Annotated in this window: 5 protein-coding genes; 3 read left to right on the top strand and 2 right to left on the bottom strand. The window is 70.8% G+C overall.

Annotation, left to right across the window (positions count from 1 at the left end; translation table 11 throughout):
• A complete protein-coding gene (locus ABZ824_RS33645) occupies window positions 1-1,017 on the top strand; it encodes an alpha/beta hydrolase family protein (protein ID WP_355078397.1) in 1,017 nt (338 codons plus the stop codon).
• A gap of 40 nt (window positions 1,018-1,057) precedes the next feature.
• A complete protein-coding gene (locus ABZ824_RS33640) occupies window positions 1,058-2,092 on the top strand; it encodes an LLM class flavin-dependent oxidoreductase (protein WP_356968201.1) in 1,035 nt (344 codons plus the stop codon).
• Window positions 2,093-2,107: 15 nt separating this feature from the next.
• Here the strand turns inward: ABZ824_RS33640 and ABZ824_RS33635 are convergent, their stop codons facing one another.
• Together ABZ824_RS33635 and ABZ824_RS33630 are read right to left on the bottom strand one after the other, a co-directional pair.
• A complete protein-coding gene (locus tag ABZ824_RS33635) occupies window positions 2,108-3,145 on the bottom strand; it encodes a fused (3R)-hydroxyacyl-ACP dehydratase subunits HadA/HadB (RefSeq protein WP_356968199.1) in 1,038 nt (345 codons plus the stop codon).
• A 44-nt stretch (window positions 3,146-3,189) separates the two neighbouring features.
• Complete coding sequence (locus ABZ824_RS33630) at window positions 3,190-3,795, bottom strand: YdcF family protein (RefSeq protein WP_356968197.1); 606 nt, start codon at window positions 3,793-3,795, stop codon at window positions 3,190-3,192.
• A gap of 1,658 nt (window positions 3,796-5,453) precedes the next feature.
• On the opposite strand from ABZ824_RS33630, the gene ABZ824_RS33625 reads away from it, so the two are divergent.
• Complete coding sequence (locus ABZ824_RS33625; protein WP_356968196.1) at window positions 5,454-22,148, top strand: type I polyketide synthase; 16,695 nt, start codon at window positions 5,454-5,456, stop codon at window positions 22,146-22,148.
• The last annotated feature ends 1 nt before the right edge of the window (window position 22,149 follow it).

The raw sequence follows: 22,149 nt of genomic DNA, 5'->3' as shown, positions 1-22,149 counted from the left end.
ATGCCGATCACCGCGGTGGCGATGGCCCTCATCGCCACCGCCGCCGCTGCGCCCGTACTCGCCGATCCGGTGCCGCAGACCCCGCCGCCCGCCGTCGACCCCGCCATGACCCGCACCGGGCTGCTCTCGATCGAGGACCTGGGCGGGGGGCACGAACGGCTGTCGATCGCCTCGGCGGCGATGCGCCGGATCATCACCGTCGACATCCTGCGCGGCAGCGGCGCGGCGCCGCGCCCGGTGCTGTACCTACTCGACGGCGTCGACGGCGATGCCACGTCCGCATGGCTGACCAAGGGCGCAGCAGCCGAGTTCTTCGCGGGCAAGCCGGTGGACGTGGTGCTGCCCGGCGGCGGCACCGGCAGCATGTACAGCGACTGGGTCCGGCAGGACGCCGCACTCGGACTCAACCGCTGGGAGACGTTCCTCACCACCGAGCTCCCGCCCATCGTGGAGTCGCTGCTGCGCACCGACGGGCGTCGCGCCATCGCCGGGGTGTCGATGGGCGCACAGGCGGCGATGATGCTCGCCCAGCGCCATCCGGGCTGGTATCGCGCCGTCGCCGGGATGAGCGGGTGCTACTCCACCGCCGACCCGCTGGGGCACGCGGTGACCACCATCACGGTCGCCTCGCGCGGCGGCAACGTGAACAATCTCTGGGGCCCGCCGACCTCACCGGAGTGGGCCGCGCACGACAGCCTGCTGCACGCGGAGAACCTGCGCGACACCGCCGTTTACCTCTCGGCGGCCACCGGGCTGCCGACGGGAGCCGATCTGGTGTCGGTCGCGAACTCCCCGTCGGTCGCGGAAGCGCTGCAAACCGCAGGCGGCGGTGCTGCGCTGGAAGCGGGCGCCCGGGCCTGCACCGAGCGGTTCGCCGACCGCCTGTCCCAGCTGAACATCCCCGCCACCCTGGAGTACACCGCGGCGGGCATGCACACCTGGCCGGACTTCCAGGCGCAGCTGCCGAAGGCGTGGCGGGTGCTGGCGCAGGCACTGGGGCTGCCCACGCCGTCGTGAATCGGCGGAATGAGCGCGGCGCGCTCGCGTTGACACCGATATGACCTCGGCGCTTTCCCCTGTCCGGTTCTCCGTTCTCGATCGCTCGCGCGTCCGGCGCGGTCAGAGCCATCCGGCCGCGTTACGGGAGACCGTCGAGTTCGCCCAGCTCGCCGAACAGTGGGGCTATCACCGTTTCTGGGTGTCGGAGCACCACAGTGTGCCCGGCGTGGCGGGCTCGGCGCCGACCGTGCTCGCGGCCGCAGCGGCGGGAGCGACCGAGCGGATCCGGATCGGCACGGGCGGTGTGATGCTGCCCAACCACCAGCCGCTGGTGGTCGCCGAGCAGTTCGGCGTGCTGGAATCGCTCTACCCGGGACGCATCGACATGGGTCTCGGCCGCTCGGTCGGGTTCACCGACGGCGTGCGGCGAGCGCTGGGGCACGACAAGCGCGACGCGGAGGACTTCGACGCCCAGCTCGCCGAGCTGCTGGGGTACTTCGCCGAGGGCAGACAGGGGGTGCACGCGTGGCCCGCCGAAGGGCTGCGTATCCCGGCGTTCCTGCTGGCCACCGGGTCCGGCGCCGAGCGGGCCGCCCGCTTCGGGCTGCCGCTGGTCATCGCCGCGGTCGGCGGGGAGGACCGCATGGTGGAGGCTATCGAGCGCTATCGTGCCCTGTTCCGCCCCGCCGCGGTGGGCGCGGCGCCTTACGTCGTGGTCTCCGCCTCGATCGTGATCGCCGACAGCACTGCCGAAGCGCATCGGCTGCTGCTGCCGGAGGCGTGGTCCGGCGCATACGCGCGCACCCATGGCGAGTTCCCGCCCCTGATACCGCCCGTGGAAATCGAGGCGCGCACCATGACCGCTCGGGAGCGCCGGATCTTCGACGAGGGGTTGCGCGGCCACCTGTACGGAACCGAGGACGAGGTCGCCGGCCGACTGGAGCGGCTGGTGGGCAGGACGGGCGCCGACGAAATCCTCGTACACACCAGCACCTACGATCGCGATGCGCGGCTGGATTCGCACCGCCGCTTGGCTTCGCTCGTCGGTCTGTCGCGCGTGGCTGTCCGCGATCGGGCCGGTACGGCGGCCTGATCAGCCGGTGCTCGCCTATGGGAAGCGCACTTCGGCGGCGGCATAGCCGAACAGTCTGCGTCCCTCGGCGCGCGCGTCGACCGCGATGGTCGCCCGCCGCCTGCTCGGGTCGATGGCGGTGATCCGGCCGCGGAATTGGATCACGCCGGTGCCGACCGATGGTATGCGCAGGTGCTGCGCGTTGTGCGCGAACTGCACACGAAACCGGGTGAGGGCCGCGGGGTCGCCGAGCCAGGAGCTCAAGAACGAGGTGGCCAGACCCAGTTTGAGCATGCCAGGAGCGACCACGGTCGGCAGGCCGCTGGCGACCGCGACCCTTTCGTCGAACAGCACCGGATTGGATTCGCCCGTCACCCCGGCGTAGTTGACCAGGTCGCCACGGGACAGGCGCATGGTGCGAAGGGGCAGTTCGGCGCCCACCGACAGGTCGGCGAAAGCGACGCGCGGACGCGGTATCCGGCGCAGCGGCGTCGGCGCGAGGTGATCCGCCGCGGCCGGGACGACGGCGCTGCCCCGAGCCGGTGCGTCCGGGGAGCGATGGCCCATGGCGACCTTGCGTACGGCGTCGGCCAACCACGGATCGCGACCGCCCACCCGGGCGAGCAATGCGCTGGAGCCGGTCTGCACCACGGTGCCGTGCTGGTCGATGAGCACGCTCTTGATCGCGAGGACGTCGTAATCGCCGAAGTGCCGGAACGATTCGAAATAGATGTCGCAGGTCAGGCGATCGCCCGCCAGCAACGGCCTGCCGAAGTCGAAAACTTGGTCCGCGTGCAGGATCCGGGTCGGGTCGTAGCCGGTGATCAGCGTGTCCAGAATTTCGCGGTGCACTCTGGTGAGGATTATCGAGCTGAATGTGGCGGGCGCGATGAGCCCGGGAAAGCCGAGTTCGGCCGCGGCGTCCTCGCTCCGATGCGCGGGATGGGAATCCTGGACGGCGCGGGCGAATTCCCGGATCTTTTCCCGTTCCACCTCATAGCGGAGAGTGGAACGGTAACGATGGTCGATGAGTGATCTGGCCTGATCGGCCGGATTCACCGCGGTCTCGTTCATGGTTGCTCCTGTATCGCGAAATGGTGGACGACGGCGCGCTCTCGTCACGAGAGCGGACCGAACCGCCAGAGCAGGGGCGGCATCTGCTCGGGAGTCACGGTGCCGACGACGTCCACCCCCGCGTCGTGGAAGGTGCCCACCGCGCGGGCGAGGTGGTCGGCCGAGGTGATCAACACGACGTCGCGCGCGCCGATCGCGCGCATGATCGTCGCCGAGCGTTCGGCGTTCTGCACGGTCGTGGCCGCCTCCGGTTCCAGATGGATGCGCGCCGCGGGTACGCCGCGAGCGATCAGCCAGTCCGCCATCGCCCGTGCCTCGGTGACACCGTTGTGCGCGTTGCCGCCGGTCACGATGATCGGCGAGAAGGGAGCCAGCAACGCCTGCAGGTATCCGGCGTGCAGGCGGTCGACCAACTCCGGGCGCATGGCGCCGTCGGGCAGCAGCCCGTAGCCCAGCACGACGATGGCGGTCACCGGTCCGCGTGGCACAGGCATGGGCGCGGGGACCGGCGCCTGTGGTCCGGCGGTGGCGGATCCCCGGTCGCCCGAGCCCGGGCCCTCCGCCGCGGCGGAGGGGAGATGGGTCGCGACGACGGCGGCGGCGACCACACCCAGCAAGGTGCGGGCGAGACGAACCACGGTGGCGGACATGGAATCTCCAAGCGGTTAGCCATCGGATGGCCACCGATGGCTGGGGTGCAGCGTCCGTCCATGATGCGGCCACAGGCCGTTGCGGAACCGTAATCGTCTGGTGATCTGGACAATTCACCGTCCGCGAGCCGCTCGCTTGTGCCCGACGACCTCGTCGGCGAATTCCGGGACCGGTCGTCTTCGCCTTCTTGTGCCGCTTCCCTAGCCGCGTCGAGCACAGTCGTGAGGTCTCCAGACCCGGTCGTAGCGGGTGGGCGGGTCGTGTTCGCCGGTTCTAGCGTTGATCCGGCTTCGGTGCCGTCGATCGGCGTGAACGGCGCAGTTCGTCGGACATCGTGGTGCTGCAGGAAGGCGACTCGTGAACGTGCGATCCATGTCTGCTGGAAGCGACACCGCGACCATCGAATGACCTGTTTCCGTCGAGCGCGTGGCTCGTGCCCTGACTCGCCCGCGGGCTCGACGGAAGCACCGACCGCCACGCGTTTCGCTCGCCGGACGGGATCCCGCAACCCGCCTCTGTCCGGCGCGCGCGTCCCCGGCGCGCGGCGGCGTGCCCACCGAGCGGACCCTCGCACCCTCCGCTCGGTGGGCATCGGGGCGTATCGATACGACCGGCTCGAATTAGTTTTGTTCAGGTGAACAAAACTGCATTGCCGTGGCGTGCAATGTCGACTCACCGAGATGGCTCGGGTATCGAGCGGCGAGTGGGGCGTGTTCCAAGTATTCGTGTCGCAGGCGAGTGATCGTGAAATGCGGATATTCTGATCCGGTTGGACCTGCATTCCTCTTCCGGCGCTTCCAGGTGGCCTTGTGATATCTGCCCACTTCATGAATTCACAGGAAATATTCGGGCGGCTCGAAAACGGTAATATCCTCTTTCGGACTTGTTTTCGGTATGGGTAGCCAGCAACGAGGTTGTTACGCCCCTTCGCCGGATGGTACGTAGGCGGACCGCATGCTTCGCTCCGGCGCGTGCCGGGTCGGCGCTCGGGAACCGCAGCGACGTCGGATGTCTCGGCGGTGGTTTGCCCATCGAGTCGAGCGGTGCGCACTCGCGGCATTCGCACACGACATCGATGCGAGCGGCCTGCTGCCGGGCATTCGCCCTCTCCTCGTTCCGTGCGTCGGTGGGAGGCTCGATTCGCCTGTGGTGGCCCGGCGGGTCCATGTTCGATCTTGAAACAGGGCAGGTCCGCGTATCACTTGCGGGAAACTGGAACGGCTGGCAGGCTAACGCTCAGCACGCGACTGGACGGTCGTCCTGTCGCTTTGCTCTGCCGAAGAAAGATTGTGCGTGTGCCATGGGTTCGTCTTCTCAGCAATGGGAAACAGAGTGTTCGCCGCGAATAAAGAATCGTGGTATATGAAGTGCTCTATGGTGTCGGGTTTACCGTCAGTGAAGGTGGCCTCGAGATGTCCATCTCGGTAACCGCCGAGAAACATTCTCCTGCCGAAAAACGCGGTCGGGCCGGCGAGCGCGGGCGAGCCACCCCGCTCGCGGGTACCTCGACCGGCTGCTTCGTCACCGATACCTGATCGAACTACTCGGTAGTTCTCGCCGACCCGCGCCGCTGCTCGCGACGCCGGGTTTCTTCGTCGACCCTGCGATACCCGGGATGTGAAACGTGGACTCGAGCGCTGGTGAATCGTCCGACCGCATGTTGGAGTACCTGAAGAAGGTCACCGTCGAGCTCATGACGACTCGCGACGATCTGACCCAGTTGCGGGAGAAGATCGACGAGCCGATCGCGATCGTCGGCATGAGCTGCCGCTATCCGGGCGGCGTCGAATCGCCGGAGCAGCTGTGGGAGCTGGTCGCGGCGGAAGTGGACGCGGTGGGCGGGTTCCCGGCGGACCGGGGCTGGGACCTCGATGGGCTGTACGACCCGGATCCGGACCGCTTCGGCAAGGTGTACACGCGGGAGGGCGGCTTCCTGCGCGGCGCGGGCGACTTCGACGCGGGATTCTTCGGCATCGGCCCCCGGGAGGCGGCGGCGACCGACCCGCAGCAGCGGCTGCTGCTGGAGGCTTCCTGGGAGGCCCTGGAGAACGCCGGTATCGCCCCGACCTCGCTGCGCGGCAGCGATACCGGCGTGTTCGCCGGTGTCATGTACGAGGACTACGAGCACACCGCCAGGGCCGCCGGACCGATCGCGGAGGGCTACGCGGGTATCGGTTCGACGGGCAGTGTGGTCTCGGGCCGGGTGGCCTATACGTTGGGCCTGGAAGGCCCCGCCGTGTCGGTAGACACGGCGTGTTCGTCGTCGCTGGTGGCCATCCACCTGGCCTGCCAGGCGCTGCGGCGCGGAGAGGCGTCGCTCGTGCTGGCGGGCGGCGTCACGGTGATGTCGACACCGTTCCTGTTCGTCGAGTTCTCCCGGCAGCGAGGTCTGTCGCGGGACGGTCGATGTAAGGCGTTCTCGGCGGCGGCCGATGGGGTGGGCTGGGGCGAAGGCGTGGGCGTGCTGGTGCTGGAGCGCCTGTCGGATGCGCGGCGGTCGGGGCACGAGGTGCTCGCCGTGATCAGGGGCTCGGCGGTGAATCAGGATGGCGCGAGCAATGGTTTGACCGCGCCGAACGGTCCGTCACAGGAGCGGGTGATCGCCTCGGCGCTGGCCGCGGCGGGGCTGACGCCCACTGATGTGGACGCGGTCGAGGCGCACGGTACGGGCACGTCGCTGGGAGATCCGATCGAGGCGCAGGCCCTGATCGCCGCGTACGGACAGCAGCGGGACGAGCCGCTGCGAATCGGTTCCCTGAAATCGAACATCGGTCATGCGCAGGCGGCGGCGGGTGTCGGCGGTGTGATCAAGATGGTGCAGGCGCTGCGCCACGGAGTGTTGCCGAAGACGCTGCACGTGGATGCGCCGTCGCCGCACGTGGATTGGTCGGCGGGGGCGGTGCGGCTGCTGACCGAGGCGGAAGCATGGCCCACGTCGGCGCAGCGGGTGCGCCGTGCGGGTGTGTCGTCGTTCGGGATCAGCGGCACGAACGCGCATGTGATCGTGGAGGAAGCGCCCGCGCCGGTAGCCGGGTCCGACGGCGAGTCCGCAGATACCGAAGCCGGTCCGGCGTGCGCGGCAACCGTCGTTCCGTTGCTGGTGTCGGCGAAGACCGATGACGCGCTCCGCGCCCAGGCGGCGCGGCTGCACGCGTGGCTGCTCGAACACCCGGACGCCGACCTGTGGAGCGTGGCGTCCGCGCTGATCGAAACCAGGGCGCAATGGAATCGGCGCGCCGCGGTGGCCGGTGGCGATCGTGACCAGTTGCTGTCCGGGTTGGCGGAGTTGGCGGCCGGTACGTCCGCCGGTGCGCTCGAAGGTGTGGCCGGATCGGGGAAGACGGCCTTCCTGTTCACCGGTCAGGGTGCGCAGCGGGTGGGCATGGGGGCAGGGTTGTATGCGGCGTTTCCGGTGTTCGCCGCGGCGTTCGACGAGTTGTGCGCCGAATTCGATCGCTTGCTCGGGCCGGGCGTCTCGCTGAAGGACGTCGTCTTCGGCGCCGCGGGTGCGGATTTGCTGCACCGCACCGAGTTCACGCAGCCTGCGCTGTTCGCGTTCGAGGTGGCGTTGTTCCGGCTCGTCGAGTCGTTCGGCCTCACTCCCGATGTGCTGATCGGTCATTCGATCGGTGAGTTGGTGGCGGCGTATGTGGCGGGTGTGTGGTCGACGGCGGATGCGTGCGCGTTGGTGGCGGCGCGTGGGCGGTTGATGGGGGCGTTGCCCGAAGGCGGCGCCATGCTCGCTGCGGCGGTCACCGAGCAGCGGGCCGTCGAGATCACGGCTGCGCACGAGGGTCGACTGTCGGTGGCGGCGGTGAACGGTCCGTCGTCGGTGGTGTTCTCCGGCGACGCGGACGCGGTCGGCGCGGTCGAGCGGCAGCTGTCCGCTGCGGGGGTCACGGTCTCGCGGCTGCGGGTCAGCCATGCGTTCCATTCCGCGCGAATGGATCCCATGCTCGCGGAATTCCGCGCAGTCGCACAGCGGCTGACGTACCGGATGCCCACGATCGCGGTGGTGTCGAATGTCTCCGGGGCGCTCGCCGGGGCCGAATTCACCGACCCGGGTTACTGGGTCGAGCAGCTGCGCGGTTGTGTGCGGTTCGCGCCGGGCGTGGACGCTCTCGTGGCCGCCGGGGTCCGCCGCTTCGTCGAAGTCGGCCCGGACGCGGTGCTGGCCGCGACGACACGTCGCTGCCTGGCCGAACACCCGCGGATCGAAGCCGAGTCGATGGTGACGGCCGCGTCGCGCCGTTCGGGCGACGAGGTGACGCAGTACATCACCATGCTCGCGCAAGCCCACACCGCCGGTGTCGAGGTGAACTGGCGCCCCCTTTTCAGCGGGCGGACACCAGAACGGGTGTCGTTGCCGACGTACGCGTTCCAGCGGCAGCGGTACTGGTTGGAGCCGCTCGGGATCGAGGCGTCACTCGAGTCATCGGATCATCCGATGCTTACCGGCGCCGTGCCGTTGGCCGGTCGGAACGAATGGTTGTTCACCGGCAGGCTGTCGTTGCGGACGCACCCGTGGCTGGCCGAGCACGCCGTGTTCGGGTCGGTGCTGCTGCCCGGCGCCGCGTTCGTAGAACTGGCGCTGACCGCGGGGGCCCGGCTCGGTGCAGGGTTCGTCGAGGAACTGCTGCTGGAAGCGCCGCTGTCGCTGGCCGACGACGTCGCGATCGACGTGCAGCTGACCGTCGAACCCGCCGACGACGCAGGCGCGCGCCGGTTCGCGATCTATTCGCGTGCGGTGGCGCCCGGAGAAACCGAAGCGAGCGAGTGGATTTCACACGCCAACGGTGTCCTCGTCGCCGCCGCGGAGAGTGTGCCCGCCTGGGTCGAATCGGGATGGCACGCCGCGCCGGAGGACGGGCGATGGCCGCCGAGCGGGGCCGAACCGGTGCCGGTCGACGGACTCTACGACCGGTTGGCGCGGCTCGGCTTCGGCTACGGTCCGCTGTTCCAAGGCGTCACCTCGGCTCGGCGCGACGGCGACGACCTGCTCGCCGAGGTCTCGCTCGCTACCGAGCCCGACGCTCAGGGACCGGCCTTCGGCATCCATCCCGCCCTGCTGGACGCCGCCTTCCACACCGCGATCACCGAGCTGGCTGACGACATGCCCGCGGGCAGGCTGCCTTTGCCGTTCTCGTTCGGTGGGGTCCGGCTGTATCGCGCCGGGGCGACGGCGCTTCGGGTGCGTCTGGAACGGGTGGGGGCCGGACGCATCCGGGTAGCCGCCTTCGACGACACCGGTGCGCCCGTGCTGAGCGTCGAAGCGCTGACGGCTCGCCCGGTGGATGCCAAGGCACTCGACCGTGGGGCCGCACGCCGCGCGTCCCTGTCGGACATCGAATGGGTGCCGGCGGCCGCCGTCGCGGGCGGCGCGGCGGGCACGATCGCGCTGCTCGGGGAGGCGAGTGTCGCGGGTGCCGATCGCCGCGGGACGGCACCGGCCGATCTGCTCGGCGACCAGGCGCCGCCGGAGATCGTCGTGTGGTCGCCGGACGGACCGGCCGATGGCGACGTGACCGCGCGGACGCGCACCTGGCTGCGGGCGGCGCTGGAGTTGATACGGGAATGGCAGGCCGAGGAACGGTGGCACGATTCGCGGCTGGTGATCCTGACGCGGGGTGCCGCGGGCCTGCCGGGCGAGAACCCTGACCCGGCCGGGGCCGCGGTGTGCGGTCTGGTGCGCAGCGCCCAGGCCGAACACCCCGGCCGGTTCGTTCTCCTCGACGCCGCACCCGAGGACGACCTCACGACCGAAGTGATCGCCGCGGCGGTGCGGTCGGAGGAACCGCAGCTGGTCGTGCGCGGCGGAGAACTGCGCGTCCCGCGGCTGCGCAGGCAGCACGCGGCGGCGGACGGCAACGGTCTCGGTGCGGGTGCGGTGCTGATCACCGGTGGCACCAGCGGACTGGGAGCCGAGGTGGCGCGTCATGTCGTCGCCACCCACGGCGTGCGGCGGCTGGTGCTGGTGTCGCGCCGTGGTGAACAGGCCGACGGGGTGGCCGATCTGGTGAGCGAGCTGACCGCCGCGGGCGCGCGGGTACGGGTGGCGGCCTGCGATGTGGGCGACCGGGCCGAAGTGGCGGCGCTGCTGGCGGATCTGTCGGACGAGTTCGCGCCCAGCGCGGTGATCCATTCCGCGGGCGTGCTCGATGACGCCACCATCGAGACCCTGACCGCCGAACAGCTCGACCGGGTGCTGGCGTCGAAGGCCGACGCCGCCTGGCATCTGCACGAACTGACCGGCGGCCTGGGACTGGCCGCCTTCGTGCTGTTCTCCTCGGTCGCGGGTGTGGTCGGCGCGTCCGGCCAAGGGAATTACGCTGCGGCGAACGCGTTCCTGGACGCGCTGGCAGTAGGGCGGCGGGCGGCGGGGCTGCCGGCGGTATCGATCGCCTGGGGATCGTGGAACCAGAGCATCGGCATGACCAGTGAGCTGGGCGGCGCGGCGATGGCGCGGATGGGTCGCCTCGGCGTGCGGCCGTTGGAAACGGCGGATGGCTTGACGCTGTTCGATCGCGCCGTCGCCGCGTCGTCGCCGGTCGTGATCGCGACGGAGTTCGACACCGAGGCACTGGCGGTGCAGGCCCGGGAAGGGTCGCTGCCGCGACTGCTGCAGTCGATCGTCACGGTGCCGGTGCGGCGGGCCGCCGAGACGAGTGGGACGTTGGCGCGGCGGCTGGCCGCCGCGCCCGCGCAGGAGCGTGCGGCGATCGTGCTCGACGTCGTCCGCGAACAGGTCGCCGGTGTGCTCGGCCATATCTCCGGCGACGCCATCGATCCGACGGCGCCGTTCACCGAACTGGGCTTCGATTCGCTCGCCGGTGTCGAGTTCCGCAATCGCCTCGCCAAGACGACCGGCGTGCAACTGCCCTCGACGCTGGTGTTCGATCACCCCACCGCCGCGGCGGTGGCGGCCTTCGTGCGCTCGCGGGTGGGCGAGGCGACCGAAACCGACGCCGGGCGGCCCGCGCGGGTGACGCGCCGGATCCGTGCCGACGAGCCGATCGCGATCGTCGGGATGAGCTGCCGGTATCCGGGCGGTATCGAATCGCCGGATGGACTGTGGGACCTGGTGGCCGCCGGCGCGGACGCGATCGGCGCGTTCCCCGTCGATCGCGGGTGGGATCTGGATCGGCTGTTCGATCCCGACCCCGACCACCCGGGAACCTCCTACCTGGACCGAGGTGGATTCCTCTCCGGGATGGCCGATTTCGACGCGGGCTTCTTCGGAATCGGTCCGCGCGAGGCGGCGGCGATGGATCCGCAGCAGCGGTTGCTGCTGGAGGCGTCGTGGGAAGCGCTGGAGCACGCCGGTATCGATCCGTCGGCACTGCGCGGCAGTGACACCGGCGTGTTCACCGGGGTCTCCTATCAGGACTACGAAGAGATCGCCAAGGCCGCGGGCGCGGTAGCCGAAGGCTATATCGGTACCGGCTCCACCAGTAGCGTGCTCTCCGGTCGCGTGGCATACACCTTCGGATTCGAGGGTCCGGCGGTCACGATCGACACCGCCTGCTCCTCCTCGCTGGTGGCCATCCACCTGGCCTGTCAGGCGCTGCGCCAAGGGGAGAGTTCGCTGGTGCTGGCCAGTGGCGCCCAGGTGATGTCGACGCCGTTCATGTTCGTCGAGTTCTCACGGCAACGCGGTCTTTCCCGGGACGGGCGGTGCAAAGCCTTCTCGGCCTCCGCCGATGGTGTCGGCTGGGCCGAAGGCGTCGGTGTGCTGGTGCTCGAGCGGCTGTCGGACGCGCGCAGGCTCGGTCACGACGTGCTCGCGGTGATCCGGGGTTCGGCGGTGAACCAGGACGGTGCGTCCAACGGGCTGACCGCGCCGAACGGTCCGTCGCAGGAACGGGTGATCGCGGCGGCGCTGGCCACCGCGGGACTGGCCCCCGAGGACGTGGACGCGGTGGAGGCGCACGGCACGGGCACACCGCTGGGCGACCCGATCGAAGCGCAGGCGTTGATGGCGACCTACGGGCAGGGCCGGACCGAGCCGCTGTGGGTCGGTTCGCTGAAGTCGAATATCGGGCACGCCCAGGCCGCCGCCGGGATCGGTGGCGTGATCAAGATGGTGCAGGCGTTGCGGCACGAGATGCTGCCGAAGACGCTGCACGTGGACGCTCCGTCGCCGCACGTGGACTGGTCGGCTGGGGCCGTGCGGTTGCTGACCGAACAGCGGCCGTGGTCGGCCTCGGTCGAGCGGGTGCGCCGGGCGGGAGTGTCCGCGTTCGGGATCAGCGGCACCAACGCGCACGTCATCGTGGAGGAAGCGCCGGGCGCCCCGCAGCGCGCGGCGGTGACGAAACCGGCGGACGCTTCGCCGGGAATGCCGCTGCTGCTGTCGGCGAAGACCGAGGCGGGGCTGCGGGCGCAGGCTGCTCGGTTGCGCGAGTGGCTCGCGGCCAGGCCCGACGCCGACCCGGTGGACGTGGCCCATTCGCTGCTCACGACGCGGGCCCGATTCGATCGGCGCGCAGCGGTGGTCGCGGGCGACCGCGCGGCCATGCTGGCCGGGCTGGCGGATCTGGCGACCGGTGCGGGGTCGCCGGCAGTGGCCGAGGGCGGCCCCGTCGGCGGGAAGATCGCGTTCCTGTTCACCGGGCAGGGGGCGCAGCGAGTCGGCATGGGCGCTCGGCTTTACGCGACCTTCCCGGTCTTCGCGGCGGCGTTCGACGAGCTGTGCGCCGAATTCGACGGTCTGCTCGAATTTCCCGAGCCTGGAATGTCGTTGCGGGACATCGTCTTCGGTGCCGCGGGTGCGGACCTCCTGCACCGCACGGAGTACACCCAGCCCGCGTTGTTCGCCTACGAGGCGGCGATGGTGCGGTTGATCGAGTCCTTCGGGATCACCCCGGACGTGCTGATCGGGCATTCGATCGGCGAACTGGTCGCGGCGTACGTCTCGGGGATGTGGTCGACCGCCGACGCGTGCGCGCTGGTGGCGGCGCGAGGGCGGTTGATGGGCGCGCTGCCCGAAGGCGGCGCGATGCTGGCCGCGGCCGTCCCTTCGGAGCGAGCGGCCGAGCTCATCGCCGGATTCCGCGGCGAACTGTCGATCGCGGCGGTGAACGGACCCTCCGCGATCGTGATCTCCGGTACCGGAGGTGCCGTCGCCGAGCTGGAATCCGTGCTGACGGCGGACGGGATCAAGACGTCACGGTTGCGGGTCAGCCACGCGTTCCACTCGGCGTCGATGGAACCGATGCTGCCGGAATTCGAGGCGATGGCCGCCGGTCTCGACTACCGGAGCCCGCTGCTGCCGGTGGTGTCGAACGTGTTCGGCGTCGTGGGGGGCGAAGCGCTTTCCGATTCGCTGTACTGGGCCGGTCATGTCCGCGACACCGTGCGCTACGCCCCGGGTGTCGACGCGCTGGTGGATCTCGGTGTCCGGAAGTTCTTCGAGGTCGGCCCCGATGCGGTGCTGACGGCGATGACCCGTCAGTGCCTGCCCGACGAGGTCGGGTCCCGGTCCGTCGTGGCGGCGGCGAGCAGGCGCGGCGTCGACGAGGTCACCCAGTTCCTTGGCTTCCTCGGGCATGCCTGCAACGCCGGCGTCGAGGTGAACTGGGAGCACTTGTCGGAGGGGCGGTCACCGGAGCGTATTCCACTGCCCACCTACGCCTTTCAGCGTCGGCGCTATTGGCTGGACGTGGTCCGGCCGGTCGCGGCGGGCGCCGTCGACCATCCGATCCTGCTGGACGCGGTGCCGGTGGCGGGCAAGGACGAATGGCTGTTCACCGGGCAGCTGTCGAATGGCAGGCAGCCGTGGATCGCCGATCATGTGGTGTTCGGTACGCCGGTGGTACCGGCGACGACGTATCTGGAACTGATGTCGGCGATCGGCGATCGGCTCGGGATGCGCTCGGTCGAGGAGATGCGGCTGGACATCCCACTGGCCCTCGGTGAGCGTGCCGTCGACGTGCAGGTGTCGGTCGGTGCGGCCGAAGCGGACGGGCGGCGGAGCTTCACCCTGTACTCCCGGACCGCGGACCTCGACGACGCCGAGGCGTGGATTCCCCATGCCGGTGGCGTGCTCGCCGCCGACCACGGCCCCGAACTCGCCACCGGCTGGGATCGAATTTGGCCGCCCGCGGGCGCGGAACAACTCGACGACGAGGCGATCTATCGGCGGATCGCGCGCCTGGGAATGGAATACGGCCCCGCCTTCCGTGGGATGCGCGCGGTGTGGCGGCGCGGCGACGAGGTGTTCGCCGAGGTAGCGCTGGACGACGCCACCGCCGCCGCGGCGTCGGGTTACGGCATTCATCCGGCGTTGTTCGACGCCTGTCTGCACCCCGCGCTCGACTTCGTCATGGACGAGCTGCCCGCCGGGCGGGTTCCGCTGCCGGTCACGGTCGGGGGCCTGCGGCTGGCCCGGTCCGGTTCCGGGCCGGTCCGGGTCCGCGCGGTGCTGTCGGGCGGCTACCGGATCCGGATGGATGTGGTGGACGAGACCGGCGCACCGGTATTGGGCACGGAATCCGTCGTGGTGCATCCGGTGGAGCGGCGCACGGTGGAGCGGGTCCGGTCGAATACGGCGCCGGTGCCGCTGCACGGTCTGGAGTGGGTGCCGGTGTCCGCCGGCGCCGCCGAGCCGACGGGATCGATGGCGGTGCTCGGTGCGGGAAGCGTGGCGGGAATCGACCTGCGCGTCACCGACCTGAGCGAATCGGTCGACGCCGATGAGGACGCGGCAACGATCGTCTGGGTGGCCGAGACCGCGGAAGCGGGCGCGGACCCGGCGCGAGCGGGCAGGCAATGGGTCACGCGGACACTGGAACTGACGCGGTCGTGGCTGACCGACACGCGGTACGACCGGGCGCGGCTGATCGTGGTGACGCGGAACGCGCTCGGATTGCCGGGCGAGTCGCCCGACCCGGCGGCCGCTGCCGTCGCGGGCCTGCTGCGCAGCGTGCAGGCGGAGCATCCGGGCCGGATCGTGCTGCTCGATCGGGACGGCGAGATCGATGCCGGAGTGGTGGCTGCGGCGCTGGCCGCGGACGAACCACAGGTCGCGGTGCGCGACGGCCGGTTGTCGGCGCCACGGGTGCGCCGGATCGCGGCCGCACCGGCCCCGGGGGCGATGTCGTTCGGGACGGGTACGGTGCTGGTGACCGGCGGCACCAGCGGGCTGGGCGCGCTGATCGCGCGACATCTGGTGACCGAGCACGGAGTTCGGCGGCTCTTGCTGGTCTCGCGACGCGGTCGCGACGCCGCCGGGGTCCCGGAACTCCTCGCGGATTTGTCGGCGCTGGGCGCGCGAGTGGATGTCGAGTCGTGTGACATCGCCGATCGCGACGCGCTCACCGCGGTACTGGCGTCGGTGCCGGAGCGGTTCCCGTTGTCCGGCATCGTGCATGCCGCCGGCGTGGTGGACGACGGCACTGTCGAGACCCTGACCACGGAGCAAGTGGATCGGGTGCTGCGCCCGAAGGTGGACGGCACCTGGCTGCTGCACGAGGCGACGCGGGACGCGGATCTTTCGGCGTTCGTGGTGTTCTCGTCGCTCGCGGGGCTGGCGGGCTCGCCGGGCCAGGGCAACTACGCGTCGGCGAACTCGTTCGCCGACGCGGTGGTCCGGCTGCGCGGCGCCGCGGGCCTGCCCGCGGTGTCGGTGGCCTGGGGGCCGTGGAACGCAGGCACGGGAATGACCGGCGACCTCGGTACTTCGGGGTTGGAACGGTTGCGGCGCTTGGGTTTCCGGCCGCTAGGGGATACGACGGGACTGTCCCTCTTCGATGCCGCGCTCACCGCGGGCTCGGCGCTGGTGGTCGGTGCGGAATTCGATCGATCGGGACTGGCGGAGCAGGCCGAGGCGGGAGCGCTCCCGAAACTGCTGAGTGCGCTGGCGCCCTCGTCCGCGCGGACCGCTCGCGCCGGTGGGGATCCGGTCGGGCGGCTGGCGTCCGCCGCGCCCGCCGACCGTGCCGAGGTGGCCCTCGCCGTGACCAGGGAGCAGGCGGCGGCCGTGCTCGGGCACGCCACCGCGGAGGCGATCGACCCCGATGCCGCGTTCACGGAGTTGGGTTTCGACTCGCTGGCCGGTGTGGAATTCCGCAACCGGCTCGCCGCGGCCACCGGGCTGTCGCTGCCCTCGACCCTGGTATTCGACCATCCGAGTTCCCGTGCGGTGGCGGGTTTCCTCGTCTCCAGGCTCGGTGACGCTCCGGCCGCGCGACCACGTCCGGTGCGGGTGACGTCGCGGACTCGCACGGACGAGCCGATCGCCATCGTCGGCATGAGCTGCCGTTATCCCGGCGGCGTGAGTTCCGCCGAGCAGCTGTGGCAGCTACTGGTCTCGGGTACCGACGCGATCACGCCGTTCCCCACGGACCGGGGCTGGGACCTCGATCGGCTGTATCACCCGGACCCGGACGAACCGGGCACCACCTACGTGCGCGAGGGCGGCTTCCTCATCGACGCGGGCGCGTTCGACGCCGCTTTCTTCGGGATCGGCCCCCGGGAAGCGACGGCCATGGATCCACAGCAGCGGCTGATGCTGGAAGCCGCCTGGGAGGCGTTGGAAGACGCCGGTATCGATCCGACCGCGCTGCGCGGCAGCGATACCGGAGTGTTCGTCGGGGCTACCCCGTCCGGCTATTCCGAGCGGGTGGTCGGCGCGTACGAGGGATTCCGGATGACCGGGAACTCCGACAGCGTCACCTCGGGACGAGTGGCCTATGTCCTGGGCCTGCAGGGTCCGGCTATGACGGTGGACACGGCATGCTCCTCCTCATTGGTGGCGCTGCACTTGGCCTGCCAGGCGCTGCGAAACGGGGAAACGTCGCTGGCGCTGGCCGGCGGTGTGACGGTGTCGGGCAGCCCGGAGCTGTACGTGGACTTCGCGCGGCAGCGGGGGCTCGCGCCCGACGGGCGGTGCAAGTCGTTCGCCGCGGGCGCGGACGGCGTCGGCTGGTCGGAAGGGGTCGGCGTGCTCGCCCTGCAACGGCTTTCGGACGCTCGGCGATCGGGCCACGAGGTGCTGGCGGTGATCCGGGGTTCGGCGGTGAATTCGGACGGTGCGTCCAACGGCCTGACCGCGCCGAACGGCCCCTCGCAGGAGCGGGTGATCGCGTCGGCACTGGCGGCGGCGGGCTTGGAGCCGGCCGACGTCGACGCGGTGGAGGCACACGGCACGGGAACTCCGCTGGGCGATCCGATCGAAGCGCAGGCGCTGATCGCGACCTACGGGCAAGGGCGGACCGAACCCGTGCGGATCGGTTCGTTGAAGTCGAATATCGGCCATTCGGTGGCGGCCTCGGGCGTGGGCGGCGTGATCAAGATGGTGCAGGCCCTGCGGCACGAGATGCTGCCGAGGACGCTGCACGTGGACGCTCCCTCGCCGCACGTGGATTGGTCGGCGGGGTCGGTGCGGTTGCTGACCGAAGCGGAGCCCTGGCCCGCGGGGCAGCGGGTACGGCGGGCGGGGGTGTCGTCGTTCGGGATCAGTGGGACGAACGCGCACGTCATCGTGGAAGAAGCGCCCGCACGCGACGAACGGCCCGCCGTGCGGGACCACCGCTGCGATCCGGACGGTGTGATCGCGTGGGTGGTGTCGGCGAAATCGGAGGCCGGTCTGCGGGCGCAAGCGGAACGGCTGCGCGCCTGGGCGGCCGAGCATCCGGACGCCGACGCCCGTGCTGTCGGACGCTCGCTGGTGGAGACCCGCGCCCAGCTGGAGTGGCGTGGCGCCGCGCTCGGCCGTGATCGGCAGCAATTGCTGGCAGGACTGGCGGAATTGGCCGCGGGTACCGGGTCCGGCGTGGTCGAAGGGACGGCCGGATCGGGTAGGACCGCGTTCCTGTTCACCGGACAGGGCGCGCAGCGCGTGGGCATGGGCGCCGAGCTGTACTCGGCCTACCCCGTGTTCGCCCACGCGTTGGACGAGGTGTGCGCCGAATTCGATCGGCTGCGCGAGAACTCGGCCGACGCGGCGCGTTCGCTTTCGGTGGGCGATCCCGCGCCGTCGTTGCGGGAGGTGATGTTCGCCGATCCGTCGGGTGTGCTGGATCGGACCGAGTGGACGCAGCCCGCCTTGTTCGCGTTCGAGGTGGCGTTGTTCCGGTTGGTGGAGTCGTTCGGGATCACCCCGGACGTGCTGATCGGGCATTCGATCGGTGAGTTGGTGGCCGCGTATGCGGCGGGAGTGTGGTCGTTGCCGGACGCGTGCGCGTTGGTGGCAGCGCGGGGACGGTTGATGGGGGCGCTGCCGGAAGGCGGGGCCATGCTCGCGGTAGCCGTCTCCGAAACCGATGCGGCGCACCTACTCGCCGGTTTCGGCGACCGCGCGTCGATCGCCGCGGTGAACGCACCGGACGCGGTGGTGATCTCCGGCGACGCGGACGCGATCGACGAGCTGGAACGAACTCTCGCGGCCCAGGGCCGCAAGACGACGCGGCTGCAGGTCAGCCACGCGTTCCACTCCGCGCGCATGGAACCCGCGCTGGCCGGCTTCCGCGCGGTCGCCGAGAAACTGACCTACCGGGAACCCATGCTGCCGATCGTGTCGAATGTGACCGGAGCGGTGGGGGAGAACTTCACCGACCCGGAGTACTGGGTCGGGCAGATCCGCGCGGCCGTCCGGTTCGCGCCCGGCATCCGGGCGCTGGCCGACACCGGCGTGCGCCGGTTCCTCGAAATCGGTCCTGACGCCGTACTCACGACCATGACCCGCAGCGTTATCGGAGACGAGCCGGGGAGCGGATGGTTGACGGCCCCGGCGGCCCGCCGCGTGGGAGCGGAAGCGCGCCAGTTCGTGACGTTCCTGGCGCGTGCGCACGTCGCCGGAACGACGGTGGACTGGCGGCCGCTGTGGGAGGGCGGCTCGTCGCGGCGAATCCCTCTGCCCACCTACGCATTCCGTCATCAGCGGTATTGGCTGACCGCCATCGAACATACCCCCGACGTGCGGTCCTCCGGCCTGGACGATGTCGACCATCCGCTGCTCGGCGCCGCGGTCTGGCTGCCCGACTCGCACGGTGTGGTGGCGACCGGCCGGTTGTCGCTGTCGAGCCATCCGTGGCTCGCCGACCACATGATCGGCGGGACGGTGCTGTTGCCCGGCACGGCCTTCGCGGAGCTGGCGCTGTACATCGGCGCGATGACCGGCAACCCGCGCCTGGCCGAGCTCGTGGTGACGGCGCCGCTGGCGGTGCCCGCCGACGGCTCGGTCGAATTGCGGGTGCTGGCGGACGGCCCCGACGACACCGGCGCGCGTGCGGTGTCGGTGTATTCGCGCCCGCGTCGTTCCGGCGCGCCGGAACAGGCGGACTGGATCCGGCACGCTACCGGAACCCTTGTCGCGCAAGGGCCGTTGGCCGAGGCGAACCCGACGACGGAAACCTGGCCGCCTGCCGGGGCGCAGCCGGTCGATATCAGCGATATGTACACCGAGTTCGCCGACCGCGGCTACGGGCACGGGCCGCTGTTCCAGGGACTGACCGCACTGTGGCGGCGCGGCGAAGAGGTCTTCGCCGAGGTGCGCCTGCCGGAACAAGAGCATTCGGCGGCCGATCGGTTCGGGCTGCATCCGGCGTTGCTGGACGCGGCACTGCACGCCATCCGGTTCACCGGGCTCACCGGAGAACCCGCTCCGGACGAGATCTACGTGCCCTACTCGTGGGAGAACGTGGACCTGCACGCCGTGGGCGCGGGCGCGGCGCGGGTACGGCTGACCGCGGCCGAGTCCGGATCCGGTGACCGGGACAACCAGCCGATCGCGGTGACGCTCACCGATCCGTACGGGGAGCAGATCTTCCGGATCTCGGCGTTGACCATGCGGCCGATTCCGATCGACACGCTGCGTTCCGCAGGCGCCGCCCCGACCGGGCACGACCCGTATCGGCTCCGGTGGGTCCCGGTGCCGGTGGCGGAACACACCGGACTCGTCGCGGACGAGCACTGGGTGCGCGGCGGCGCCGACGAGTTCGTGCGCGTCGACGGAGGTTCCGTCGCCGTGATCCAGGTCGAAGAGACACCGGTGGACAGCGATGTGCCCGGCGTGGTGCGCACCCGGCTCGCCGAGACGGCGGAACGGGTCACCGGACTGCTGACCCGCCACGATCGCGTCGTCGTGGTCACCCGCGGTGCGGTCGCCGTGACGCCCGCCGCACCGGTGGACCTCGCGGGCGCGGCCGTGTGGGGCCTCCTGCGCAGCGGGCAGCACGAGAACCCGGGACGGATCGTCCTCGTCGACGTGGCGGACCGGTCGGGATACCGGCGTGCCGCCGCGGCCGCGCTGGCCATGGCCGAGGAATCCCAGGTGGCCGTGCGCGACGGTGCGGTGTACGTGCCGCGGTTGAGCCGGGGCGGGGCGGACCGGACACGGCCGCCGCGGCCGAATCCCGACGGCACGGTGCTGATCACCGGCGGCACCGGAAGCCTTGGTGCGCTCACGACCCGGCACCTGGTCGTCGAGCACGGTGTGCGCCGGGTGCTGGTGGCGAGCAGGCGCGGCCCGGACGCGCCGGGTGCCGCGGAACTGGCGGCGGAACTGACCGAACTGGGCGCACATGTGGAGGTGCGGTCCTGTGATGTGAGCGATCGGGCGGCCGTCGACCGGCTGCTGTCCACCGTGGCGCCGGAACATCCGCTCACCGCGGTCGTGCACACCGCGGGCGCTCTCGCCGACGGTCTCCTGACCGACCTCACCTCGGCGCGGCTCGCGACGGTGCTGGGGCCGAAGGCCGACGCGGCCTGGTATCTGCACGAAGCCACGACCGATCTCGAACTGTCGATGTTCGTGCTCTTCTCCTCGTTCGCGGGGACGATCGGCAGCCCGGGCCAGGCCGACTACGCGGCGGCGAACGCCTTCCTCGACGCGCTCGCTCAGCACCGGCACCACCGGGGATTGCCCGCCACGTCCATTGCGTGGGGACCGTGGCGGGCGGAGAGCGGCATGACGAGCACCCTCACCGAGACCGGCATCGCGCGGATGCGCCGTGAGGGCCTGATACCGCTGGACGACGACTACGGAATGGCGTTGCTGGACAGCGCGATGGCCGCGGGCGAGCCGACCGGTGTCGGCGTGCGTCTCGATTCCGCGGTGCTGAACGCACTGGCCGCATCGGGTGCGTTGCCCAGGATGCTCGGTTCCCTGGTCACCGCGGCGCCGCGACGGGCAGGTGGGGTGCGTTCGCTGGCACAGCAGCTTGCCGCGACCGCCGAAGCGGAGCGCGCAGGCGTCGTACTCGCCGCCGTTCGGGAGCACATCGCCGCGAGTCTCGGCCACACTTCCGGCGACGTGATCGATCCGCGGGCTCCGTTCACGGAGTTGGGATTCGACTCGCTGGCCGGCATCGAGTTCCGCAATCGCCTCGCCAAGGCCACCGGGCTGGCGCTGCCGTCGACACTCGTCTTCGACCATCCCACCGGCGAGGCGCTGGCGGCGTACCTGGGTTCCCGGATCGCGGAGATGGTGCCCGTGGACGAGCCCGCCGCCGCGCCCGCGATACCCGTGGAAACCGGGGCGAGGGGTGCGCTCACCGAGCTGGTCCTGGCAGCGCACCGGCGCGGCCGGGTCGGCGCCGCGATACCGATGCTGCTGGAGAGCGCCGAACTCGTCGACACTTTCACCGCCGCGGCAGGGTTCGGTGATCCGGCGCCGATCCCACTGAGCAGGGGCGCCGGAGCGGCGACACTGCTGTGCGTTCCGTCGTTCGTGGTCGGCACCGGGCCGCACCAGTTCGCCCGGCTCGCCAGAGAACTCGGCGGCGACCGGTCGATCGCGGCGCTGCGCCTGCCCGGTACGCAGCCGGGCGAGGCGCTGCCCGAGTCGTGGGATGTGCTGCTGGATCACTTGGCGGCGGCGGTGCGCAACCGCGGAGACGACCGGCCGGTCGTGCTCCTCGGCTACTCGGCGGGCGGCGCGATCGCGCACGCGCTGGCGCATCGGCTCGAGCGGGACGGGCGCGGACCGTCCGCGGTGATCCTGCTCGACACGTATTCACCCGACGACCCGGAACAGAACCGCCGGGTGCTGCTGAGCGCGATCGGCTCCGTACTCGATCTCGGCCACGAGGTCACCGAGATCGGTGATCACGGCTTGGTCGCCATGGCGAGATACGCGCGCCTGTTCGAGCAGCGCAGGCCGTTGTCGATCACCGCGCCGACGTTCGACCTGCGGGCCGCGACACCGCTGCCGGGGCTCGACCTCGCCGAGCCGGTGCCTGCCTGGCTGCACACCGGCGAGACGGTCGAACTCGACGCCGACCACTTCTCGATCATCGGGGCGGCGACCTCGGCCGTCGCGGCCGAGATACGGCGCTGGCTGAGTGAACTCGATGACAAGGAGCCGATCCTCGCGCGGTCGGCGGCAGGCAGTGACGGAGATCCGCGATGAC

Origin of the sequence: Nocardia sp. NPDC047038, from assembly GCF_040644075.1 — a bacterium.
Classification (GTDB): domain Bacteria; phylum Actinomycetota; class Actinomycetes; order Mycobacteriales; family Mycobacteriaceae; genus Nocardia; species Nocardia sichangensis.
Note: the sequence above shows the minus strand (reverse complement) of the source record. Positions and strands in the feature narration are given on the sequence as shown.

Coding starts and splice junctions, on each gene's coding strand:
- ABZ824_RS33635 (WP_356968199.1), bottom strand. CDS start 3,145: ATGAACGAGACCGCGGTGAATCCGGCCGATCAGGCCAGATCACTCATC.
- ABZ824_RS33625 (WP_356968196.1), top strand. CDS start 5,454: ATGTTGGAGTACCTGAAGAAGGTCACCGTCGAGCTCATGACGACTCGC.
- ABZ824_RS33630 (WP_356968197.1), bottom strand. CDS start 3,795: ATGTCCGCCACCGTGGTTCGTCTCGCCCGCACCTTGCTGGGTGTGGTC.
- ABZ824_RS33640 (WP_356968201.1), top strand. CDS start 1,058: ATGACCTCGGCGCTTTCCCCTGTCCGGTTCTCCGTTCTCGATCGCTCG.
- ABZ824_RS33645 (WP_355078397.1), top strand. CDS start 1: ATGCCGATCACCGCGGTGGCGATGGCCCTCATCGCCACCGCCGCCGCT.